Annotated in this window: 18 protein-coding genes, 2 tRNA genes, 1 rRNA gene and 1 other RNA gene (1 of these 22 only partly in view); 1 reads left to right on the top strand and 21 read right to left on the bottom strand. The window is 51.3% G+C overall.

All coding sequences use genetic code 11. The annotated features are described in order from the left end of the window. The 9 genes from DWZ76_RS14780 to ffs all read right to left on the bottom strand — a co-directional run. A 16S ribosomal RNA gene (locus tag DWZ76_RS14780) occupies window positions 1–152 on the bottom strand (it extends 1,438 nt beyond the left edge of the window). A 666-nt stretch (window positions 153–818) separates the two neighbouring features. Further along, a complete protein-coding gene (locus DWZ76_RS14775; protein WP_118473066.1) occupies window positions 819–1,553 on the bottom strand; it encodes a CvpA family protein in 735 nt (244 codons plus the stop codon). Further along, window positions 1,538–2,362: a Cof-type HAD-IIB family hydrolase gene (locus tag DWZ76_RS14770; RefSeq protein WP_118473065.1), complete on the bottom strand. Its 825-nt coding sequence runs from the start codon at window positions 2,360–2,362 to the stop codon at window positions 1,538–1,540. Before DWZ76_RS14770 ends, DWZ76_RS14775 begins: the two co-directional genes overlap by 16 nt. A gap of 120 nt (window positions 2,363–2,482) precedes the next feature. Then, the gene (locus DWZ76_RS14765; RefSeq protein WP_118473064.1) at window positions 2,483–4,723 is read right to left on the bottom strand and encodes a hypothetical protein; all 2,241 of its coding nucleotides are present in this window, start codon (window positions 4,721–4,723) and stop codon (window positions 2,483–2,485) included. 90 nt (window positions 4,724–4,813) lie between these two features. Beyond that, window positions 4,814–5,413 (bottom strand): recombination mediator RecR, encoded by a 600-nt coding sequence (recR, locus tag DWZ76_RS14760; RefSeq protein ID WP_022359051.1) that lies wholly within the window; start codon window positions 5,411–5,413, stop codon window positions 4,814–4,816. A 3-nt stretch (window positions 5,414–5,416) separates the two neighbouring features. Continuing rightward, window positions 5,417–5,770, bottom strand: coding sequence for a YbaB/EbfC family nucleoid-associated protein (locus tag DWZ76_RS14755; RefSeq protein WP_022359050.1), 354 nt, complete (start codon window positions 5,768–5,770; stop codon window positions 5,417–5,419). Between the two features lie 157 nt (window positions 5,771–5,927). Then, complete coding sequence (gene dnaX, locus DWZ76_RS14750; protein WP_118473063.1) at window positions 5,928–7,547, bottom strand: DNA polymerase III subunit gamma/tau; 1,620 nt, start codon at window positions 7,545–7,547, stop codon at window positions 5,928–5,930. A 17-nt stretch (window positions 7,548–7,564) separates the two neighbouring features. Further along, complete coding sequence (locus DWZ76_RS14745) at window positions 7,565–8,644, bottom strand: ATP-dependent 6-phosphofructokinase (protein ID WP_118473071.1); 1,080 nt, start codon at window positions 8,642–8,644, stop codon at window positions 7,565–7,567. A gap of 336 nt (window positions 8,645–8,980) precedes the next feature. Then, an RNA gene (ffs, locus tag DWZ76_RS14740) (signal recognition particle sRNA large type) lies at window positions 8,981–9,243 on the bottom strand. 272 nt (window positions 9,244–9,515) lie between these two features. Here ffs and DWZ76_RS14735 point away from each other — a divergent pair. Continuing rightward, the gene (locus DWZ76_RS14735) at window positions 9,516–10,541 is read left to right on the top strand and encodes a branched-chain amino acid aminotransferase (RefSeq protein ID WP_118473062.1); all 1,026 of its coding nucleotides are present in this window, start codon (window positions 9,516–9,518) and stop codon (window positions 10,539–10,541) included. Window positions 10,542–10,596: 55 nt separating this feature from the next. Here DWZ76_RS14735 and tadA read toward each other — a convergent pair whose 3' ends face one another. The 12 genes from tadA to yabP all read right to left on the bottom strand — a co-directional run bounded on the left by tadA (window position 10,597) and on the right by yabP (window position 22,399). Beyond that, the gene (gene tadA, locus DWZ76_RS14730) at window positions 10,597–11,085 is read right to left on the bottom strand and encodes a tRNA adenosine(34) deaminase TadA (RefSeq protein ID WP_117796687.1); all 489 of its coding nucleotides are present in this window, start codon (window positions 11,083–11,085) and stop codon (window positions 10,597–10,599) included. A gap of 184 nt (window positions 11,086–11,269) precedes the next feature. Continuing rightward, window positions 11,270–12,631, bottom strand: coding sequence for a DUF6128 domain-containing protein (locus DWZ76_RS14725; protein ID WP_118473061.1), 1,362 nt, complete (start codon window positions 12,629–12,631; stop codon window positions 11,270–11,272). 139 nt (window positions 12,632–12,770) lie between these two features. After that, a tRNA-Leu gene (locus tag DWZ76_RS14720) sits at window positions 12,771–12,856 on the bottom strand. 33 nt (window positions 12,857–12,889) lie between these two features. Continuing rightward, a tRNA-Tyr gene (locus tag DWZ76_RS14715) sits at window positions 12,890–12,971 on the bottom strand. 156 nt (window positions 12,972–13,127) lie between these two features. Beyond that, a complete protein-coding gene (locus tag DWZ76_RS14710) occupies window positions 13,128–15,293 on the bottom strand; it encodes a glycoside hydrolase family 13 protein (protein ID WP_118473060.1) in 2,166 nt (721 codons plus the stop codon). Window positions 15,294–15,881: 588 nt separating this feature from the next. Continuing rightward, window positions 15,882–17,690 (bottom strand): ATP-dependent zinc metalloprotease FtsH, encoded by a 1,809-nt coding sequence (gene ftsH, locus DWZ76_RS14705; RefSeq protein ID WP_333549125.1) that lies wholly within the window; start codon window positions 17,688–17,690, stop codon window positions 15,882–15,884. Window positions 17,691–17,747: 57 nt separating this feature from the next. Beyond that, window positions 17,748–18,272, bottom strand: a complete 525-nt coding sequence (hpt, locus tag DWZ76_RS14700) for a hypoxanthine phosphoribosyltransferase (RefSeq protein ID WP_022360393.1) — start codon at window positions 18,270–18,272, stop codon at window positions 17,748–17,750. Beyond that, window positions 18,265–19,608, bottom strand: coding sequence for a tRNA lysidine(34) synthetase TilS (tilS, locus tag DWZ76_RS14695; protein WP_243017875.1), 1,344 nt, complete (start codon window positions 19,606–19,608; stop codon window positions 18,265–18,267). Before tilS ends, hpt begins: the two co-directional genes overlap by 8 nt. A gap of 161 nt (window positions 19,609–19,769) precedes the next feature. Beyond that, the gene (locus DWZ76_RS14690; RefSeq protein ID WP_118473059.1) at window positions 19,770–21,188 is read right to left on the bottom strand and encodes a SpoIIE family protein phosphatase; all 1,419 of its coding nucleotides are present in this window, start codon (window positions 21,186–21,188) and stop codon (window positions 19,770–19,772) included. 165 nt (window positions 21,189–21,353) lie between these two features. Continuing rightward, window positions 21,354–21,704, bottom strand: coding sequence for a septum formation initiator (locus DWZ76_RS14685; protein ID WP_243017873.1), 351 nt, complete (start codon window positions 21,702–21,704; stop codon window positions 21,354–21,356). A gap of 1 nt (window position 21,705) precedes the next feature. Then, complete coding sequence (gene yabQ / locus DWZ76_RS14680; RefSeq protein ID WP_118473058.1) at window positions 21,706–22,104, bottom strand: spore cortex biosynthesis protein YabQ; 399 nt, start codon at window positions 22,102–22,104, stop codon at window positions 21,706–21,708. Between the two features lie 10 nt (window positions 22,105–22,114). Then, window positions 22,115–22,399: a sporulation protein YabP gene (gene yabP, locus DWZ76_RS14675; RefSeq protein WP_118473057.1), complete on the bottom strand. Its 285-nt coding sequence runs from the start codon at window positions 22,397–22,399 to the stop codon at window positions 22,115–22,117. Window positions 22,400–22,476 lie beyond the last annotated feature (77 nt).

Genomic DNA, 22,476 nt, shown 5'->3' with positions numbered 1-22,476 from the left:
GTGAGGCAGGTTACCCACGCGTTACTCACCCGTCCGCCACTCAGTCAATCCAGCTTCCATCCGAAAACTTCCGTTAGATTGCTTCGTTCGACTTGCATGTGTTAAGCACGCCGCCAGCGTTCATCCTGAGCCAGGATCAAACTCTCATGTTAAAGTTTTGATTCCAGTCAAAATTCGCTTGGCTAATTTTAACCGTTATTACTGTTGTTTTGGTTTTGTTCTGAATGTTCTCTTGAACTTCAAGGCTTAACCAAAAGCCTTTGTTCTTAGAATTTTCAGGGTTTTACATACTGTTCAGTTTTCAAGGTTCTTTGTTGTTGTCTCATTGACAGCTCATTTATATTACCACAAGCAGTTGTCTTTGTCAACAACTTTTTTATTTTATTTTTCGCAGCTGAGCTTTCGCTCAACAGCTTGAATATCATATCATAGGCAGTTGTCGTTGTCAACTATTTTTTCTTAATTTTCAAAACATTTTCGCAAATAAGAAAACCTGTGATATTCGATTTTCCCTGCATATGCAGACCAACGTCAAAACACGTTAGAGTTAAAGTTTACCATTTCAGCATTAACTTGTCAAGCGATTTTCACTTGTTTTTTCGCTGACATATTCCATACAGAATCATTGCGCATCCTCGCGAAGCGTTTATCTCAGCCGAAGACCCAACTCCCACTGAGACAAATTTGCTATTACTCGCCACCTAAAGAGGTGGGAGTCTTCTCGACTGAGATAAAAAATTTGGCACACCTAACTCATCACTAAGTAGCGAGAATGCGGTGTGCCGTTTTTCAATATCACAGTTTTTCTCTATATGCTTTTAAATAATCCGTTTCACAACACCCATCAGGATGCTTCCAAGCATATTGTGGTCATACAGCCAGGTCAGCCAGATATTGCTTTCTATCTGGTTCAGGAAAAGTTCACCAATCGCCGTTGCCGAGAACAGTGTAATAAGCAGTGCTGCAATCCAGACGAAAAAGATCCCTTCCGCACCCCCCAGCACGGCACCTGCCAAACGGTTCAGTTCCGATATGATCGGCAGCCGGGAGACCACATTGAGCGATACGGACAGAACACGCAGTCCGCCGAACACGGCTGCAAACAGCAGAAAAAAACTTATAATATTGATCAGGCTGTTTGCCAGATAACGGCTGACGTAGTGGGTAAAGCTGCTTACACCCAGCGCCTCGTAAACTTCGCTGTTATTATTCTCCAGAAGCGCATCCTTTAACTGTTCCGGAAGCTCCATTTCTTCAATAATACTGCGCTGTACGGATGGCGGCGCCGCGTCAGCTGCCTCATTTTCCGCCTCATCGTCCTTTTGGATAAATTTCGTCACGCTGTCCTCCACCGCCTGATAGACCACCTCATTGCTGCGAAGCAGATTCGCGACAGACGGCGCACCAAAATGAACCACCCCCAGCGACAGCACCAGGGAAACGGCCGAGACTGCCAGGCGGACAAATCCGCGGTAATGCCCGTACAGTACCATGGAAACCAGATAGACTGCCACCACCACGAACAGCCAGTTTTCTTTTATATAAGCACCCATTGTCTGATCGCCTCCGCTACGCCCTCTTCCCGGTTCGAAGCGGCAATCCGGTCTGCGCGTTCCTTTAAAAATGGGGCGCCATTTTCCATCGCTACGCCGATTCCTGCTGCCTCCAGCATGGGCCAGTCGTTTTCGCCGTCTCCAAATGCCATCGTCTCCTCCGCTTCAATTCCCAGATACTGACAGAGATTCCGCAGCCCGCTTCCCTTTGTGATGCCCGCCGCGTTGAGTTCCAGATTCCACGGAAGCGAGGAGGTCACCAGAACCTCCGGCATCGCTTCCAGCTTTGCCCGGACTGCCTGCTTGCTCTCCCGGTCCTTAAAATTTAAATTCATCTTCTGCACCGGGCATTTTTTCTCCCGCAGATACTCCACCATGTCAGTAACTGCCCGGCGCGTCGCCCGGATATAGGCGCATTCACGTTCCGGTATCCCGTATTCTTCCAGCTGTGCCAGCAATCGCGTCTCGCTGACGCCGCCCTCCGATACATACATATCGTAAATAACCGGATGCCGGCGCAGCACCTCAATCACCCGGATCGTCTCTTCCCAGCTCAGGCAGCTTTCCGACACCCAGGTATTTTTCCCGAAATCCCGGACGACCGCTCCATTTGTAAATATGCCATAGTGGACGCCCGGCAGGCTCAAAACCTCCTCTGGCACTGCCGGGAGCGCGCGCCCGGTCGCCGGGACAATCTCAATCCCCCGCTGCGCGCACAGTTCCATCACCTGTCTTGTTTTTTCCGACACGTGCATTTTTTCATTTAACAGTGTCCCATCTAAATCGAGGGCTATTAACCGTGTTCCCATCTTTCTCTCCCGTATCTCTTTTTACTGTCCACTACCAGAAAACGCTGCCGGGAAGCATTCCCCCGCAGCGCTCTCTTTTACTAATTAGTTTTAATTTTAAAATTTCTCGAATTGTTTTAATTAATCAAAAAAATGTTTCTCTTTCAGAATCAGAAGTCCATCCTTATCATATTTCGATGAGAACAGTCCGCTGAAGGATTTCTTCTCCGCCTTATCTGCAGCTTCCTCGATCAAATCTTCGGCACTTGTCTTGGTAAGCGGTTCTCCGTCCTCCTCCATCATCTCAGCACGCTCGTACAGAGCCAGCATGCTCTTTCCCGAAATACTGCAGTCGATCTCCGATGCATATTTGCAGGCATACTGAACAAACTCCTCAACATCCATATCACCGGACTTTTTGGACGGTTTCTCTTCCGGCTCATCCTCTGGATAATTGGAATACTCGTCGTCCTCGCGTTCGTCTTTATAGCTGTCTTTGTAATCGTCCTTATAATCATCACGATAGCCGCCACGCGCATAATCATCCTCCGGCTCATACTCGTCCTTCTCGTAGTGATCTTCTTCGTCTTCATACTCTGGCTCGTCATCGCGTCTTGCCTCTTCCTGACGGCGCAGTTCTTCTCTCTGCTGCTCTGCCAGACGGCGATCTTCCTCCGCTTTACGCGCTTCTTCTGCTTCTTTGGCTGCCAGTGCCTGTGCTTCTTCCTTGGCGCGCTCTTCTTCCTCACGGCGGGCTGCTGCTTCCTGCTGTCTGCGTTTTTCCTCTGCCTCTTTTTCTGCCTGACGGCGGATCTCCGCTTCACGCTCTGCCTGGCGTTTTCTGGCTGCTTCTGCTTCCTGCTGCGCCTGCTGGCGTTTCAGCTCTTCCTCGCGCGCCTGTGCCAGCTTCGCTGCATCGTCTTTCTGGTTTTCACAGCCGATATACTGGAAACGCTCTGCTAATGCCGGATATGCGCGGTGCATCTGCTCTAAACGTGCCTGCGTATCAATCAGAACAACGACCATGCCGGTTTCATCCTGTGTCATCAGTTCTTCCAGCTCTTCCACCGTCAAATCGTCCAGATCGGCTGCATGCTCGACCACCAGATCCTTGCCTGCCAGGCGCTCCGCCACCGATGCGATGCCGCGATGAGAAAGGTTTGCGCCGCTGATCTTGGCAACCGGATGCTTGGTCCCCAGCTCGCGGTGAATCTTTTTCAGGGAATCAAGTGCCATCGCAAGACCGGCTGCCGGATCTTCCGCCTCGATCATCAGATGATTCGATTCCTTGATCTCCTCTTCTTCCTCTTCCGGTTCGAAATCCCAGTCTTCCACTATGGTTTCTTCTTCCTCTTCAAATTCATGAATCGGAGCTTCCTCGCTCTTTTCCTCTGCCGGTTCCAGGTCGCGGAGATTCCTGAAAACACGTGTCTCCCCTTCGGATGCGCCCTCTTCCTCATCGTAAGGCTTGATCTTGGACACTTCTTTTGCCAGCGCTTCTTCCGCCTGTGCTTCATGAAGGCTTGCTACTACATCCTCGTCCAGCGCAGCCTTTTCTACTTTCTCGTCCGCCGGTTTTGTCTCAGCTTTCGGTTTTCCTGCCTTCTCTTCTGGTTCTGCCTGCTCTGGCTGTCCCTCCGGCTCATTCTCCGGTTCGTCGTCCAGCTCTGCCTCCGGCTCATCCGTATCCAGATACTCTCCTTCCGGCTCCGGCTTGCGGTATGTACCGTTCTTGTACTCTTCTTCCACCGCACGCAGCTTCTCTTCGTACTTCTCGCGGTTTTCTACCAGATCCATCTGATATTTCGTCAGCGGCGCATACTGAAGTTTCAGTTCCATTGCCTTATCCACATATTTGCCAAGACCGAACATCAGCATGATCTTGTCGCAGATCCGCACACAGTCGTCCGCCTGGTTCGCCTGATGATAAAGCTCTGCCAGGTGGTACAGCCATTTCTCATCCAGCTCTTCCTGACAATATCTCTCCAGAGAATTGATCTGCTGCTCTAACGGCGCATCCTTCGCCTCCAGAATCAGGAAACGAAGCAGGTACTGGCGCGGGTCATCGCCGGACAGCTCACAAAACTCCCGGTAATATGCCTCTGCCTCCTGAATATTATTTTCACGCAGTGCAAGGTCAGTCAGCTTATATAAAAGCCCCTTTCCAAGCGGCGCTCTCTCATATGCCAGCAATAAAATATCCTTGGCATCCTGATACTCTGCATTTTTCTCATAAATCTGGGAAATCATCGTAAGCAGGCTGGTGCTGCGTACACGACGCCAGTCGATGGTATCGGCGATCTTCATCGCCGTCTCGAAATCTCCCTTGTTGACCAGTTTCTTAATCTGCTCTACCTTGATGTTAAACTCGTATTTATCCATCTTATGCATCTCCTAACTTCCTGCCGCGGCAGAAGTTTTATTGTTACTGTTCACGCATACGTGCCCAGTAACGTTTTATTTGCTCACCGGCTACAGCTCTGTACGCCCATCCAGCGCGCGCAGAAGCGTTACCTCATCAATATATTCCAAGTCGCCCCCGACCGGAACGCCGCTGGCGATTCGCGTCACCCGGATCCCTGTCGGCTTAATCAGCTTGCTCAAATACATCGCGGTCGTCTCGCCCTCCAGGCTTGAGTTGGTTGCGATAATGACCTCACGAACCTCCTCTTTCTGCAGGCGAGTCATCAGCTCCTTGAGCCGGATGTCGCCCGGCCCGATCCCCAGCATCGGGGAGATCGCCCCATGCAGCACATGATAGACCCCGTTGTATTTTCCTGTCTTTTCATATGCCGCCAGATCGCGCGTATTTTCCACCACCATGATCGTCTCATGATCTCGCCGGTCGCTGCTGCAGATCGGGCACAGTTCCTTATCAGTCAATGTGCAGCACTCCTTGCAGTAACGCACATTCTGCTTGGCTTCCAGAATCGCGCCGGACAAGTGCCTGACCTGTTCTTCCGGCATATTGATGATATGAAATGCAAGACGCTGCGCCGATTTACTTCCGATTCCGGGAAGTTTTGACAATTCTTCGATTAGCTTGCTAATCTGACTGCTGTAATAATCCATCGCTTAAAACGGGAATCCGCCTCCCAGACCTCCAAGGCCACCGGTCAACTGGGACATCATCTGGCTGCTGTCCTCTTCCGCCTGACGGAATGCCTCGTTGGTCGCCGCCACGATCAGATCCTCTAACATCTCGATATCATCCGGATCCACTACTTCCTCAGACAGTTTCACGGAAAGAACCTCTTTTTTACCAGATACGGTCACGGTTACAGCGCCGCCGCCTGCGGATGCGCTGTACTGCTTCTCCTCCAGCTCTTTCTGCTTCTCTTCCATCTGGCGCTGCATTCTCTGCGCCTGCTTCATTAAATTGTTCATATTGCCCGGCATACCGCCTGGGAAACCGCCACGTTTTGCCATGGTGTCATTCCTCTCTTTCACTTCTTTTTATTTATATTCAGACTGGCTGCCGATTGCAGCCGGTTCTATATATCATATAAACCCACTAATATCATTTATCTGCATTTAATCACAGCTTCTTGCATTACAAAACAAGGCTCATCTTTGGCAAGCTCCACTACACGGAATCATCCTCTTCGACAATCACATCGGTATGGATTGCGTTCTTTAAATCCTCATCACTGACATAAACCGTTCTTTGCGGCACAGCAGATGATTCTAAACGGACTTTAAATTGCAGAGTCTTTTTGTATTTTTCTTGCACTACTTCCTGCAAATTTTTAAGCTCAGGCTCCCGATTGATAATTCCAAACGTATTTTCATCTGTACACACAATGCAAAGGCAGCCTTCGCCCGCCGGTTCTACACTTGTCTTGGGAAGACTGAGTCTAATCGAACCCACAAGCTGGCTCAGGGACGCAATCCGTCCCCATTCTTTCCGCATCAGCATCAGATCTTCGTACTGTGCCGGTGGAAGGGATACCTTCTTCGGCTCAGGCGGCGTTTCCACCACAGCCGTTTTGGAGGATGCCGCCTGCCCCGCTGCCGGTGCAAGGGACGCCAGTTTCTGTAGATTGTCCGGCATTTCCTGCATTTTCTGCTCTAATAGCGTAATCCGCTGTAAAATGGAATCAAGATTCTGTTCCATCGACGGCGTCGTCAGCTTGATAAAGGCAATCTCCACCAGAATCCGCTTCTGTGACGCGTAGCGCAGCTGCCCGGAAAGTTCCGAGAAAATACGGATGTAACGCATCAGCGTTTCCGTATCAACGCCTGCCGCCTCTTCCTTTAAAACTGCCAGATTTTCCTCCGACATATCGAGCATATCGCCCGGTTCGTCGGTCGTCTTGGCAATCAGGAGATTTCGCATATACCAGACGAAATCGTTGACAAGCTGCGAAAGATCGCGCCCCTGGATGATCATTTCCTCAATCTCACGGATGCACGCCTTCGTATCACTTGCAAGCACCGCCTGAAACAGCTTGCCAAACACGCGGTTATCGACCGCGCCCAACACCTCGAGCACATTGTCATACGTCAGCTTTTCCCCGAAATGGAATGCCACGCACTGATCGAGAAGACTTAACGCATCTCGCATCGAGCCATCCGCCGCACGTGCCACATACCTAAGTGCCCGATCGTCTACATCGATCTGCTCCGCCTGCGTCAGCTCCGCCAGCCGTCCCGCGATGGTATCGATCGAGATCCGCTTGAAATCATATCTCTGGCACCGGGACAGGATCGTGATCGGGATCTTGTGGACCTCCGTCGTCGCCAAGATAAATATAACGTAGGACGGCGGTTCTTCCAGCGTCTTTAAGAGCGCATTGAACGCGCCAATCGAAAGCATATGAACCTCGTCAATGATGTAGACGCGGTAGCGCCCGTCCGTCGGCGGGTACTGCACCTGCTCCCGGATATCGCGGATATTTTCCACACCATTGTTGGATGCCGCATCGATCTCCACCACATTGAGGGAAGCTCCTTCCGCAATCTGGCGGCACATACTGCACTCGCCGCAGGGGCTGCCGTCCACCGGATGTTCACAGTTGACTGCCCGTGCAAAGATCTTGGCAATACTCGTCTTACCGGTTCCGCGCGTCCCGCAGAAGAGGTACGCGTGCCCGATCCGCCCGGAGTTGATCTGATTTTTCAGGGTCTTTACGATATGGTCCTGACCCCGGACCTCTTCAAAGGACGTCGGACGCCATTTTCTGTACAGTGCTGTATATGACATAAACTACTACTTCCTTACTATTCATCGCCGAAGCTGATGCCTACATCCTTAGCTTCCCGGATAATATCGCTCTTCGGATCGACCATCTTTAATTTACCGGCAATGTCCGCGAGCGGAATTTTTTCAATCTTATTGTTGTTTAAAGCGACCATATAGCCGTATTCTTTGCGGCGGATCATCTCTGCTGCCTCCGCGCCGAGGCGCGTCGCAATCACGCGGTCATACGGACATGGCTCGCCTCCGCGCTGCATATGCCCCGGAACCGTCACACGGATCTCCTGCCCCGTCCGCTCGGAAATCTGGGCGCCCAGCTCGTAAGCGACCGACGGATAAACCGGTCCATTTTTCTTCTTTTCTTTTAATTCTTTCTTGGTCAGGGCTGCATTTTCCTTGGAAATCGCGCCCTCTGCGACCGCCAGAATCGTGAAATTCTTGCCATTTTTAGTACGGCTGCGGATCGCATTTACCACCACATCAATATCATACGGGATCTCCGGCAGGAGAATGATGTCAGCTCCGCCCGCGATGCCTGCATAGAGCGCCAGCCATCCCACCTTGTGGCCCATGATCTCCACGATGAAGACTCTGCCATGAGACGCCGCCGTCGTATGAATACAGTCGATGGCATTGGTCGCTACATCAACCGCACTATGGAATCCAAACGTAAGATCGCTGCCCCAGAGATCATTGTCTATGGTCTTCGGAAGAGAAACGATATTGAGTCCTTCCTCCCGCAGCAGATTTGCCGTCTTCTGGCTGCCGTTGCCGCCTAAAATGACGAGACATTCCAGTTTCAGCTTGTAATAGGTGTGTTTCATCGCTTCCACTTTATCCAGACCGTTCTCGTCCGGCATCCGCATCAGCTTGAAAGGCTGTCTGGAAGTTCCCAGAATCGTACCTCCGCGTGTCAGAATCCCGGAAAAATCCGACTGTTTCATAATCCGGTAGTCTGCATACATAAGACCTTTATAGCCGTCTTCAAATCCAACTATCTCTATGTCATCGAACATCTTGTACAGCGATTTTGCCACGCCTCGCATCGTCGCATTTAAGCTCTGGCAGTCGCCACCGCTGGTTAACATACCGATTCTTCTCATGAGCGCTTTCCCTTTCTTCATAACCGTCCAGTACCTTCACAGTTACCCTTATTCTAAGTTTCCAACAACCCCCATATCAGGATAAACTACACCCATTTTGTAATTATAATACAATCATATCCCGCGGGCAAGAAAAAATTCCTTACAAATATCATAGACATAAAAATACCGGGATACGCGCTTTTAATCTGCTCCGGCACGGTATTCCTACCCCTTGGCAAATCAAATTCCACATATCCCGGCTATATTCACACACCTGCAAAAATGCTTGTTTCTGTATCTATTATTTTCTATTTTTTATTTCATAGGAAGCAATTTCCTATGAAATAAAAAAATCCGCACGCCCGGCTTCGAACGTATGCCATGGACGTTACCCTGACAGTTAACTCGGTCCAGGCTGCCTTGCGGCACACAGAAGCTTCTGCTTAGTGCTGCTGCATTCCTGCCCTGACACGGTTCACAGATTTCTGTTGCGCAAGACCCAGACTTCAACGCCACTTTTCAGGGGCAGCCCCACAGTAAAAACGCCCTCGGTCGGACAACACCCCTGCTATAGCGGATTGCAGGTACAGGGCACCGCTAACTCCCCGGCTGTGCGGAAACTTTATGACTTGGTCTTATATGACGGAATGACCTGCAGACCGTCAGCCTGTTTAGTATACATGGCAGCCGCCGTTTTGTCAAGCCGGAGCTTGACTAACAAGCATTGTATAAAAATACACAAGAATAAATTTTATTGTTTTTTTATCATTTTTTATCCCAGAATCTTGCAACAGAAGAAAGAAATCATTATAATAGGTATAAATCTAGCGACTGCAAAAAGTCAAACAGTTACTAAATCATAAAATTCTGTAAGATTGGAGCAACGATTATGGAAAAGAAAAATATCGACTGGAGCAACATCGGTTTCGGCTATATGCCAACGGATTACCGCTATGTTTCCATGTATCAGAATGGTTCCTGGGACGAAGGCGCCCTTACCTCCGACCCGAATATTACCCTGAATGAATGTGCCTGTGTTCTGCAGTATGCACAGACTTGCTTCGAGGGTCTGAAAGCGTATACGACCGAGGACGGCCATATCGTTACGTTCCGTCCTGACTTAAACGGCGAGCGTATGGAAAATTCCGCAAAAGGTCTTGAAATGCCGCCATTCCCGAAGGAGCGCTTCGTAGACGCCATCACAAAAGTAGTAGAAGCCAACGCAGCATTCGTACCGCCGTATGGTTCCGGTGCAACCCTGTACATCCGCCCGTATATGTTCGGTTATGATTCCATCATCGGCGTTAAACCGGCAAACATCTATCAGTTCCGCGTATTCTGTACACCGGTAGGTCCGTACTTCAAGGGCGGCGCTAAACCGATCACCATCCGCGTCAGCGATTTCGACCGTGCAGCACCTCACGGAACCGGTCACATCAAAGCCGGATTAAACTACGCGATGAGCCTGCATGCGATCGTAGATGCTCATAAGAACGGTTTCGATGAGAACATCTACCTGGATCCGCAGACACGTACCAAGATCGAGGAGACCGGCGGCGCAAACGTTATCTTTATCACCAAAGACGGCAAGCTGGTAACTCCGAAGTCCAACAGCATCCTTCCGTCTATCACACGCCGTTCCATCCTGCAGGTTGCAAGAGATTACCTTGGCATGGAGACCGAAGAGCGTGAAGTATACTTAGACGAAGTAAAAGATTTCGCAGAGTGCGGTCTGTGCGGTACCGCAGCTGTTATCTCCCCGGTTGGCAAGATCGTTGACCACGGCAAGGAAATCTGCTTCCCGGCAGGTATGGAGAAGATGGGTCCGGTTACCCAGAAACTCTATGAGACACTGACCGGCATCCAGATGGGTCACATCAAAGCTCCGGAGGGCTGGATCCACGTAATCAAATAAGGACTGTACCTTTCGGTTTGAACGGAAAATATGGAATGCAAAAAGCTGGTGGAAATCATTCACCAGCTTTTTCTTCTTTCTTCTTTTTTCTCTTTTCACGCAATTCTTTGAAAAATTCTTTCAACATCATCGAACATTCCTCGCCCAAAAGTCCTTCTTCTGTCTCCACCTGATGATTGAATCCTTTTTCATCCAGAAGATTCAGTACCGAACCGGCGCAGCCGGCTTTCGGGTTCATGGAACCGATGTAAACTTTTGGAATCCGCGCCTGCACGATCGCCCCTGCGCACATCGGGCACGGTTCCAGCGTCACGTACAGCTCGCATTCTTCCAGGCGCCAGTCGCCCATGCGCTTGCACGCTTTTTTGATTGCCGCGATCTCCGCATGTGCCAGCGCGCTATGATCGACCATCCGGCGGTTGTAACCCCTGCCGATGATTTTGTCCTCATACACGATCACGCAGCCGATCGGCACTTCTCCGAGCGCCCAGGCTTTCTTCGCCTCGCGGATCGCCGCTTTCATATATTTCTCTTCCCGTGTCAATTTTGCTGCCACTGTTTTTTCCTCCGTTTAAATTTATCCGCTTCCAACAACAGGCATCCTTATCCCAGTTTCCCGACAAGTTTGATCCGCTGCCAACCAAACACCTGAAAGCATTTGACCCGTGTCCATCCTACCCAGAAAAGCTATCCTTTGTCAAGAGTTCTCCAAAAGGATCAACCGGCTTTTATGTAAAATTCAAATCCGTATACCAATACCCGAACCGGCTGTCGCGCGGCGGCTGGCGGGTGGAACGGACAAAACGGTCAAAGCCGAACATCGCCGCCATATATTTTTCATTGTTTCCATAATGTCCCGGCACGCCCAGAATGTAGCGCCCCCGTTCGCCGGGTTTCCCCAGTCTCGCCAGAATCAGATATCGGTAGTTGTAGTAACCGTGCAGAAGAAAGCTGTTATTTCCATACACCCAGTTTTCCCGCGGCAGAAGCCCGATATCCTGCGGTTTGATTACCAGAATCTCGCAGCCGTCGGCGCATTCGAAGGCGGTTACTTTCGGATAGGTAACGCGCAGGCGGTCCCAGAGAGTCTCGGCGGGATCTTCTTTGGGAAATTCCTTGGAAGAATCTGGTTGCGGTTGTTTTTGATTTTGAGAGCCTGGCTGAAATGCTTCTTGATGGTCTGGTGGAGAATCTGGAAGCGCCTCTTTCCGGACCTCCCGGGTGGATTCTTGAGAATCTTTCCGCCGTGCTTCTGTCTGTGCTTCCTGATAGGATTCCTGAAAACTTTCCTTCGGTGTCTCCGTTTGCACTTCTTGAGTGGATTCCTGAAAACTTTCTTGCGGTGTTTCCGTTTGCGTTTCCTGAACAACTTCTGCCTCTTGATGATCGGATGTTTCTGAGATATCTGGAACCACTTCCATGGTTTCCGTGTCCTCGAAAATCTCCAGGTTTGAATCCTCCAGCTTTTCTGGCTGGGGCTGGCTGATTCCGAAGTCCGTTTCGTTTATATTCACAGCTTCTTTCTTCTCTGTCTCCGTGGATGTGTCCTGACTCTCCATTTCTCCCGACCGGGTAAGTTCTGACGCCTCATCCAATTTTTCTTTCCCTACAGACGCGCTGTTCACTTCCCCAGCTACATTCTCTGCCAGTTTCCGCGTTGCGCCTTCCTTCTCTGCTTCCTGCTCCCGCACTTTCTCAGCAGTCACATCCGCCAGCTCAACCTCTGCCGCATGCGCGACGGCATCTTCCCAGATCGTCGTATAGGCACGCCATGCGCTGTCCGTCTCATGAAGAGTCAGACCACAGCACTCTTCCATATTGCAGCCGCTTCCTTCAATATTTTCACAATTGACGACGGCACGGAACTCCCCATTTCCGCCACGGACAAACAGGGTGCCGATACGGATCTCCTCCTGCCCTGCCAGAAGGTATACGCCGATCGGGCTGCCGCCCGCAAAGACACGGCGGACGCTGACCTGAATCCGGCAGGAAGTTCCCCGCGTCTCCAATTTCGCAAATCCCGTATTTTTCCCTTTGATTCCGCCCTCGTATGCATAGATATATGATATTAACCGATGATATGCAGACATGTTTTCACTCCTTTGCTTTGTATTATATGCAAAAGAAGCGCCGGTTTATGACAGGATTTCTATATCCTGATATAAACCAACGCTGCAAATACGTCCGTATAACGCAAAATCGGGAACAGTTAAAAACTGTTCCCGATACTGCCGGCGACCGGAATCGAACCGGTACGAAGTTTAACCCTCGCAGGATTTTAAGTCCTGTGCGTCTGCCAGTTCCGCCACGCCGGCATCATGATTACTCATGACTGGCACAAAGCCAAATGGATGGAGGTGGATTCGAACCACCGAAGCGAGACGCAACAGATTTACAGTCTGCCCCCTTTGGCCACTCGGGAACCCATCCAAAATTGCTCTGACAGTTGAAGATTATAACATGACTGTCTCAAAAAAGCAAGTGTTTTTATATATTTTATTTAATATTTTTATTTCCATTTTTTCCTGCTTTTGATTCTTCTCGTTCAACTGCCAGAAATCATATATCTTGTCGAAGCCGCATTTCCTACAATGCCGTATCATTTCCCGTCAAAACGATACTTCCGACCGGTGGGATTTTCACCTCGATATATCCGTCCTTTACCTCATGTTCAACCTGTCCGGCGTTGTAACCGTCCTCATAGGTCATCATTTCCCGGCGCAGGACCGCCCCGTCGCGCGCGCCGATCTGCCAGACCGGAATCTTGAGCGTCAGCCAGTCATCACCTGTATTGACCGCCGTCACGCCGCAGCACGCGCCGCCAGCTCTCTGAGCACTCTGAAAACGTCCATAGGCAATATAGCCATCTCCCGCCGCCAGCTCTTTCAGGGAACCATTTCTAAATGCCGGACAGCGTTTCCGGATGCCGCTCATGTAGCGGTGGAACTCGATCAGCTCCAGGTTTTCCCCGCCCCACGGGTACGTCCGGCGGCTGTCCGGATCGGTCCATCCACAGACGCCCGCTTCGTCGCCGTAATAGATCGTCGGTGCGCCCGGCCAGGTCATCTGCATGACAACACCCTGGCGGAAAATGCCATAGCTGATGCCTTCCTCCGCTGCTTTTGCACCTGCCGACGCAAGACGGCCCACCCGGCGGTTTGTCCGCGTCATAAAGCGGGAGTGATCGTGGTTGGACAGCTCGTTCATCGCACACTGCATGGAAGCCGTCGGCATTTCACTCATATGGTAGCGCATCGCCTCAAAAAAGGCGCATCCATCCCCAAACAGCGCCGGATTTTCTTCGTCACTGTGCTTCTCCATCCCGGTCAGAAACCATGACAGCGGCTCCATAAACGCATCATAATTCATGACCGTATCCCACTGATCGCCCTTCAGCCAGTCATACGGGCTGCCGTAATGTTCCGCGATCATGACCGCCTCCGGATTTGCCTCCTTGACTGCCGCGCGGAAATCACGCCAGAACTGATGGTTCATCCCGGCGCTCCGCCCCAGATCTGCCGCCACATCCAGCCGCCAGCCATCTGCTCCAAACGGCGCCGACACCCATTTTTTCGCAATCCCCAGAATGTACTGGTACAATTCCGGCGCTTCCTCGTAATTAAGCTTCGGAAGCGTCGCGTGTCCCCACCAGCCGTCGTAGCTGTCATTGAACGGCCAGGCATTTTCATTGTGGAACTGGAAAAAATAGCGATACGGGCTGTCCTCCGAGACATATGCCCCCTGCGGATAGCCGCCCGCGTGCTGGTACAGAAGTTCCGCATCCAGCCATTTATTGAAAGAACCACAATGGTTGAACACACCGTCCACCAGCACCCGGATTCCCCGCTTGTGCGCTTCCTCAATCAGGCGGGCAAAAAAGGCATCGCTCGCCTCCAGGTTCTGCTCATCCGCCGTCCGCGTCATATATTTATGTGCGCGGTCATTGTCCGTATCTTCCGGGCACACCAGTCCGTCTGCGTCCTCCAGAATCACTCCATAATGCGGATCGATATGGTCGTAGTCCTGACAGTCATACTTATGGTTCGACGGTGATACAAATACCGGATTTAAGTAGATTGCTTCTATCTTGAGACTCTTTAAATAATCAAGTTTATCTAAAACACCCTGCAGATCACCGCCGTAAAACCGTCCCACATCGAGTGTACTGATCGGTTCCTTCCAGTCCGTCACCCGGGTGACCGGCTTTTTCAGATAAATATATTCATTGGTTTCCGTATCGTTTGTAGGATCGCCGTTGCAGAACCGATCCACATAGATCTGATACATCAGCGCGCCCTTGCTCCACTCCGGCACATGAAATCCCGGAATCAGGCGAAACGGGTGCGCCGCCGCATCCTCTGTCAGCCCGATCCGGTTGTAAAGACAGACGTTCTCGCCCCAGGTCACCTGAAATACATACGAAAATGTTTTCGTTCCCAGAGTCAGCGCACAGCTGTAGTAATCAAAACGGCTGTCTGACTTGTCAGCCATACCGCTACCATCTATGCCTCGATTTGTATCTGCACCGTTCCCAACGCTGCCAGCACAGCACTCCCACGAAAGCCGTTTCATCTGCCACTCCTGCAAAAGCGCCCCGGTCTCCGGGTCATATTCCAGCAGTACAACCGCATCTGCTCCATTTTTCTCTGTTCTGAAATAAAATGTGACGACTTCACCCGCATCTGCCTCCGAAGGACAACGGTAATCCTCTGTCTCGTCGCAAAATAGCGCGTCGCGATTGATCTGCTCCATCTGTTTCCCTTTCCAGCGGTTTCACCGCTTTCACAATCATGTTATTTTCTGCCCATATTTTACAGGATTTCCCAAAATTACACAAGTTATTTTCACGCCCCTAATTTTAGGTAATAAAAAAGAATGTGCCTTGGCACATTCGGGCGTCTCGCGCGGTCGCTTGCGACATGTTTCTGCTTCGCGCGAGTGTGCATCCTCGCGGAGCGTTTTTTGTTTCATAGGACGTAATTTCCTATGAAATAAAAAAGGTCAGCGGGGTAGCTGACCTTTTTAGGAGAAGGTATTTCGTTTTATGGGGTGTAGCAAAAACTATATAATGTATTGGGGGGGGTTACGTCTATTATAATAGCATAGGAGCGGAAATAAGTGTGCACAAACATCGTTTTATTTCGATTTCTTTTTTGTGCAAATCAACGCTCTTTCCAGAAATGTCCAGCAAAATCCGCCTGAAATTTGCATAAAAGAAGGTGCCGCCACTGCCATTTCCATCTATCCGATGGCTGTCCGGGATGTCTCCCGCACATTCTGGCAGCTGACTGGCACCTTTTTTCAGGCTTATTTCCAGACCTGTCTCATGCTTTCAACTTTTTATGCTTCTGTCACCGGAGTTTCAGCTTCCCCTGACGGCTTTTCTCCATCCTGAAACAGCGCTTCAAACTCAGCCTGGCCGATCTTCTCTTTCTCCATCAGCAGGGCACAGCAGGAATGAAGCACATCTTCATGGTCGAGAATGATCCGTTTTGCCTTGGCGTAGCACTCATCGATGATGCGCTTTACCTCGCTGTCGATCTCGCTCGCCACTTCCTCGCTGTAGGTTCTCGTATGCGCCAGGTCACGGCCAATAAAGACCTCGTTGTTGTCGCCGCCGTAGTTGATCATGCCCAGTTTCTCTGACATACCGTACTCGGTTACCATCGCGCGCGCCATCGAGGTCGCCTGCTTGATATCCTGGGAAGCGCCGGTCGTGATGTCGTCAAAGATAATCTCCTCGGCGATTCGTCCGCCCAACGAAACCATGATATTTTGAAGCATTCTGCCCTTCGTCATATGAAGCTCATCCTGCTCCGGAAGCGGCATCGTATAACCTGCCGCACCAACGCCGGTCGGAATGATCGAAACGGTATGAACCGGTCCCACATCCGGGAGGACATGGAACAGAATCGCATGACCCGCCTCATGGTATGCGGTAATCTTCTTATCTTTTTCGGAAATTACCTTGCTGCGCTTCTCAGCGCCGATTCCCACTTTAATAAAGGCTTTCTCAATATCCGTCTGGGTCAGGAACTTACGTCCCTCTTTTGCGGTATTGATCGCCGCCTCATTCATCAGGTTTTCCAGATCGGCTCCGGTAAATCCAGCGGTTGTCTGCGCGATGCGGTGTAAATCCACATCCTCGCCCAGCGGTTTTTCCTTCGTATGGACGCCGAGAATCTCCTCGCGACCCTTGACATCCGGTCGTCCGACTGCCACCTTTCGGTCAAATCTGCCCGGCCGCAGAATCGCCGGGTCGAGAATATCCACACGGTTCGTCGCTGCCATGACAATAATGCCCTCATTGACGCCGAAACCATCCATCTCAACTAAAAGCTGATTGAGCGTCTGCTCGCGCTCGTCGTGACCGCCGCCCATGCCGGTACCACGCTGTCTGGCAACCGCATCGATCTCATCGATAAAGACAATACACGGGGCATTTTTCTTGGCTTCCTCAAACAAGTCGCGGACACGGGATGCGCCGACACCGACGAACATTTCAACAAAATCCGAACCGGAAATCGAGAAGAACGGAACGCCTGCCTCACCCGCCACCGCTTTGGCAAGCAGGGTTTTACCGGTTCCTGGAGGTCCGACTAAGATCACGCCCTTCGGGATGCGCGCCCCGACGCCGGTGTATTTCTGCGGATTTTTCAGGAAATCTACGATCTCCTCCAGTTCCTCTTTCTCCTCTTCCAGACCGGCAACTTTGGTAAAGTTGACCTTGCTGGTCGATACCATCCGGGCACGGCTGCGTCCAAAATTCATCATCTTGGCATTTGCCCCGCCGCCGGAACGGGAATTGATAAACATAAACAGGAAGATCAGGACGCCTGCGGACAAAGCGATCGGCAAGATCACCGTCATAAAATAGCTATCCTGGCGGACGCTGGTGGTCGTGTACGGAACCCCCGCCTTGCGCAGCGCCATCTCTACTTCCTTCACATCCAGCACATTGAATTCCTCCCGGTCGCCGGAGGTTGTCTCAAAAACAACCTCACCGGTCGGCACCTCGCGGTTCGGGCGGATCTGTGCGCTCTCTACGGTCTTATTCTCCAGATATACCATGAACTCCGGATAGCTTAATTCCCGCTCCGTCGCCATTCCAGGGACTTTCAACGAGAAAAACATGATAACGAGCAGCATGAGGATCAGAAGCCCCACGCCTCCCATCGACTGACGTTGTTTCAACTGGCTTCCTCCTTATACTTCCACAACACCGATGTACGGCAGGTTGCGGTATTTCTGATCGTAATCCAGGCCGTAACCTACGACAAACTCATCCGGGATTGTAAAGCAGGTATATTTAACCTGAACCTGTTTTTTCACGCGGCGCTCCGGCTTATCAAGCAGGGTGCACAGCTCGATATTTTTCGGATTTCTCTGTTTTAATACCTCGATCAGATATGCCAGGGTGCGTCCGGAATCGATGATGTCCTCCACGATGATGACATTCTTGCCCTCCAGCGGCTCGTCCAGATCCTTGATAATCTTTACCACACCGCTTGACTTGGTGTCGGAACCGTAGCTGGATACGGACATGAAATCCAGGGAAACCGGAATAGTCAGGCGTTTTGCCAGTTCGCAGGTAAAGAATACGCCGCCCTTTAAGATACAGATCAGGTGGACTTCCTTTCCCTCATAATCTTTGTTGATCTGTGCTGCCACCTCACTGATCTTCTTGTTTACTTCTTCTTCCGTTAATAATACACGAATCTTATCAGCCACTGCTTTTTCCTCCGTTAAATTCCACCTCAAGGATGGTTTTTGTCTGTTCTGTTATCTTATAATATGCGCTGATCCGGTGCCCCACTATCCACAGGATATGTTTTTCTTCCGCCAGAAGCCAGATTTGCTCCCGCTCCTGTCTCGGAATTTTCTCATCAATCATCCAGGATTTCAGTGTTTTCCGACCACCGGACGGCAGTGTCAGGTAGTCCCCCGGCTGCCGGTGTCTCAGCGATAAGGTACCTTTTATTTTATCATAGTCAAACCATTTCGTATACTGGTTTTTCGGAAATTCATCCCCATTTTCACAGGGGAAAATATGCATCTGCAAAAGATTCTCATCCTGGCTGCCCGGAAGCAAAACCTCTTTTCTTTCCCCTGGATGACTAAGCGGGCGCACTTCAAGAAATCCATATACATTCACCGCCCGGAACCCATGCGGCAGCGAAATACTCTTTCCGGTTCCCTGATGCAGAAGTTCCCGCACCGCCTGCACATGCGTCTCCGTCACGTCCCGGAGCGGCATTTTGCTCTTTAAAAACAACCGCCGCACGATATAACCCTGCACAATCTCCGCCTGTTCTGCCAGCGCTCCTGCATCCGCTTTTCCGTCCGGTGCATGCTTTTGAAGCCATTCTTCTGCCACCTCTTCCAGATAGGCATCTGCCTGCCGGATGCGTCTGCTCGCCTGGTCGATATGACGGACTGCCTGTGCATTCAGGCGCTCTTTTACCGCCGGAAGCAGTTCATTCCGAAGCCAGTTGCGGCTGTATTCACTCTCCTGGTTCGTCGAGTCCTCGACCCAGTCCTGTCCCTGCTGCCGCAGCCATGCCTGAATCTCACTCCGCTGCGCCCAGAGAAGAGGACGGATGATGCGCCCCCGCACCGGAGCAATGCCGGAAAGCCCGGTCAGACCGCTTCCGCGGAACAGGTTAAAAAGAACCGTTTCCGCATTATCATCCGCATGGTGGGCGGTGGCGATGTGAACCCGCCGAATCTCTTCCTCCCACGCCCGCGCCGTCTCCTCATACAGGCGGTACCGTGCCAGTCGTCCCGCCTCCTCGATGGAACATTTCCGGTCAAGCGCCTCTTTTGCCGCATCGATGCGGAACTCATAAAAAGGAATTTCCAGCCGTTCACACAGCATCCGTGAAAATGCCGCGTCCCGATCCGCCTCCGCGCCGCGCAGCCCGTGATGGACATGGAGCGCCCGCAGGGAAATCTGAAACGTCTCCCGCAGCTTCCAGAGCACCAGCAAAAGACCGACGGAATCCGCTCCCCCGGATAAACCGACCAGAACGCCATCCCCCAGCTCAACCATATGATTTTGTTTCATATAAATTTCTGTTTGTTTCTGCATTCTTTTATATTTCTTTTTATCCCTCTTAAAAATAAATCCACTCATAACTGTTCAGTACCTTCACAGTATAACGGATCTCCCCCTATTTCTCAACCTGCCAGATTCTACGTTACTGTTCACGCATACGTGCCCAGTAACTACCCACGTTCCAGCACCGTCCCGACCAACACGGTGCAGTCATCCACCACACCCCCGTCCGAAAGCCCGGACGCAAACGCCAGGATCTGTTCTGCCAGTTCCTGCGGGTTGCCGCCGGAAAGGTTTGATACAAATTCCATGAACGTCTCTTCCTTGTGTTCCCCCGGCATCGCTTCGAGAATGCCGTCGCTTATCATAATGATTTTCTCGCCGTCCCACATTTTCCGCGACATCAGAACCGGCTCCGCGTTCTGTACAATTCCCATCGGCAGCCCGCCTGCTTCCAGAAACTCAACACCCTCACGCCCCAGAATAAAGGTCGGCACCGCGCCCAGCTTCATCGCTTCCAGCACACCTGTCCCCAGATCGATACAACATAGATCGATTGTTGCCGGATTCTGCTCCGTGCCCGCCAGCAAAAGCACCGTATTTACCAATTTGAGCGCCGATCGTGCCGAAAATCCCGTCTCCAGCAGGCGCTGGGTCAGCTCAATGACCTTCTCGCTGTCCTCACTGGCGCTTCTGCCGCTTCCCATGCCGTCCGACAGGCTCATAATCACCTGTCCAGGAAGCCCGGTCTGCACCGTACACGTATCGCCTGAAATCGGTTCACCCTCCCTGGGGCTGCACGCCATGCCGTACACCATCCGGTATTTACCTTCTTCCACAAAACGGAAGGTCGCCGCATTGCGGGTGATCAGGCTTTTGCTGTCTTTCGCCACACTCCAGTGGCTTCCGGCGATCGCGCGTCCCAGAAGTTCCGCCACATCCCGCGCCGTCATGCATCGCCCGTTGACGCTGCGGAGTGTGAGAAACGCCTCCTTCTGCTGATTTTCATATTGAAGCACCAGCATGTTGTCCACGCGCAGATGGCTTCTGCGAAGTATCCCCGAAAGCATCTCCTCCCAGGATGCCGTCACATCCGACGCCTGCTCCATCTGGTTGGAAAATTCCTCCAAAATCGCCGCCAGCTCCCGGAACTGGACGATCACCGCATCCCGGCTTTCCAGAAAACGGTTTTTCCACCCCAGATTCATCGTCGCCCGGCCGAGGCTCCGGTTCAATTCCCGCAAATATGCCTCTCTCTGGGAACAAATCTCATGAAACAGGCGCGGCATGTCCTCCAGGTCGATTTTCCCTTTCTGCTCGAACGTCCGAAGCAGATAATAGAGATAATAACTGTCGTCCCGGCGGTTGCCATAATACAGGTTGCACCGTGTACAATCGCCGCATACCGCCGACGCCGCCGTCTGCATTGCCGCCAGTCCGTCCTCCTTCGTCAGATGCCCCTGCCCGCCGATCTCATCCGCAAACGCCTGCGCCAGACCACCCAGTGACAGTGCCATGCTCTTTAAACGTCTTGCCGTGTAGACGTTGACATCCGCCATATCTCTATGTAAAGTTCTCCGTTTAAGCACAAAAATCCCTCCTAACCTGTATAACGCCATTATATACAGGCTGGAGGGAAATATTTGTCAAACGGACGGAGCAAAATCAGGGAAAACTTCGACATTTTCCGACACATCCAGGAATGCCGCTCCCCTGTGTGGCATGCCCCGGACATTCTATGATGCACCGCAAGCCTAATTCGAATTGGACGGTTTGAGCAGGATCTCATTGCGGTTTACAAGTCCCAGCTTCTCCTTCGCTACCTTCTCGATATACTGCTTGGTCTGCACGTATACGCGGTATTCCTCAAGCTGTTTGGCACGTTCTTCTTCTTTCGCAACCTGTGCCTCCAGATTTTCCTCACGAATTGAATAACTCCTATCCTTTTCCTTGAGATCGATGCCCTTGATGTGCACGGCAACCGCCAGACTCAGCACTACCATCGTAACGCCCACAAGCGCCATCCGGTTGTTTAAATTGTCCTTTTTCTTTTTCCGTGCATTCCCACCCGGTCTGCCTTCTGACATCTGTCTACGCACCTTCATCTCACTTCCTTTCCAGATTCTCTGCCTGTCCCCTTGTTGTATGTTCCTTTCCGGTCTTCTGGCTTTTTTTGCCTCTTCCTTTTATTTTAATCCATCTGCTGCATTTTTTCAATACCGCAAACAAAAGACGGCTGCCCGTCCGGTCATAAAACACCATGCCGCCCAGCACACCCGCCACCGCATAGCCGCGCAGGACTCCGTCATTGTGCCAGAACAAAAGCCGGAACGTCGCAAAACTGGCAAAGAGCCAATACGCCGCATCCTCTATGCCTGTCCAAAATGAGCCGTGCCGCACCAGCCATCGGAAGATCCTAAGCCCGTCATACACCATCATCAGCGCAATTCCCGTACACACACTGCCGCCAAGCAGCCATATTTCCCCTCTCACCGTCCCGCTCATCCGCCACCGCCTAACGGAACAGCCGTCCAAAGAACGACTCCTGCGATTTCCGGCGGGACTCGTTAGAAGAATACGAAAAGCTCTCAAACTCGCCCTCAATATCCACTTCGCCCTTTTCCAGCGTCAGACGGCTCACATGCAGCGCCTTCCCACGCACCGTCAGAAGCCCCATGTCTGTATCGAGAATCATCTGGTTCTCATCAAATGACACCACATCCTGGATCCCCGTCACATTCCCCTTTTCCCGGTTCAGAAGCTCCAGCTTGTGAGGTCTGGCATTCAATTTTTCTTCCATGCAAAAAACCTCCCAATATTTCCAACCTATAGCTGCCTACTGTTAAATATATTGGGAGGTTTTCAGGTTTATGAATG

It is taken from the genome of Clostridium sp. AF35-15 (genome assembly GCF_003477745.1).
Classification (GTDB): Bacteria; Bacillota; Clostridia; order Lachnospirales; family Lachnospiraceae; genus Otoolea; species Otoolea fessa.
The sequence above is the reverse complement of the archived record's forward strand: the minus strand, read 5'-3'. Positions and strand labels throughout refer to the sequence as shown.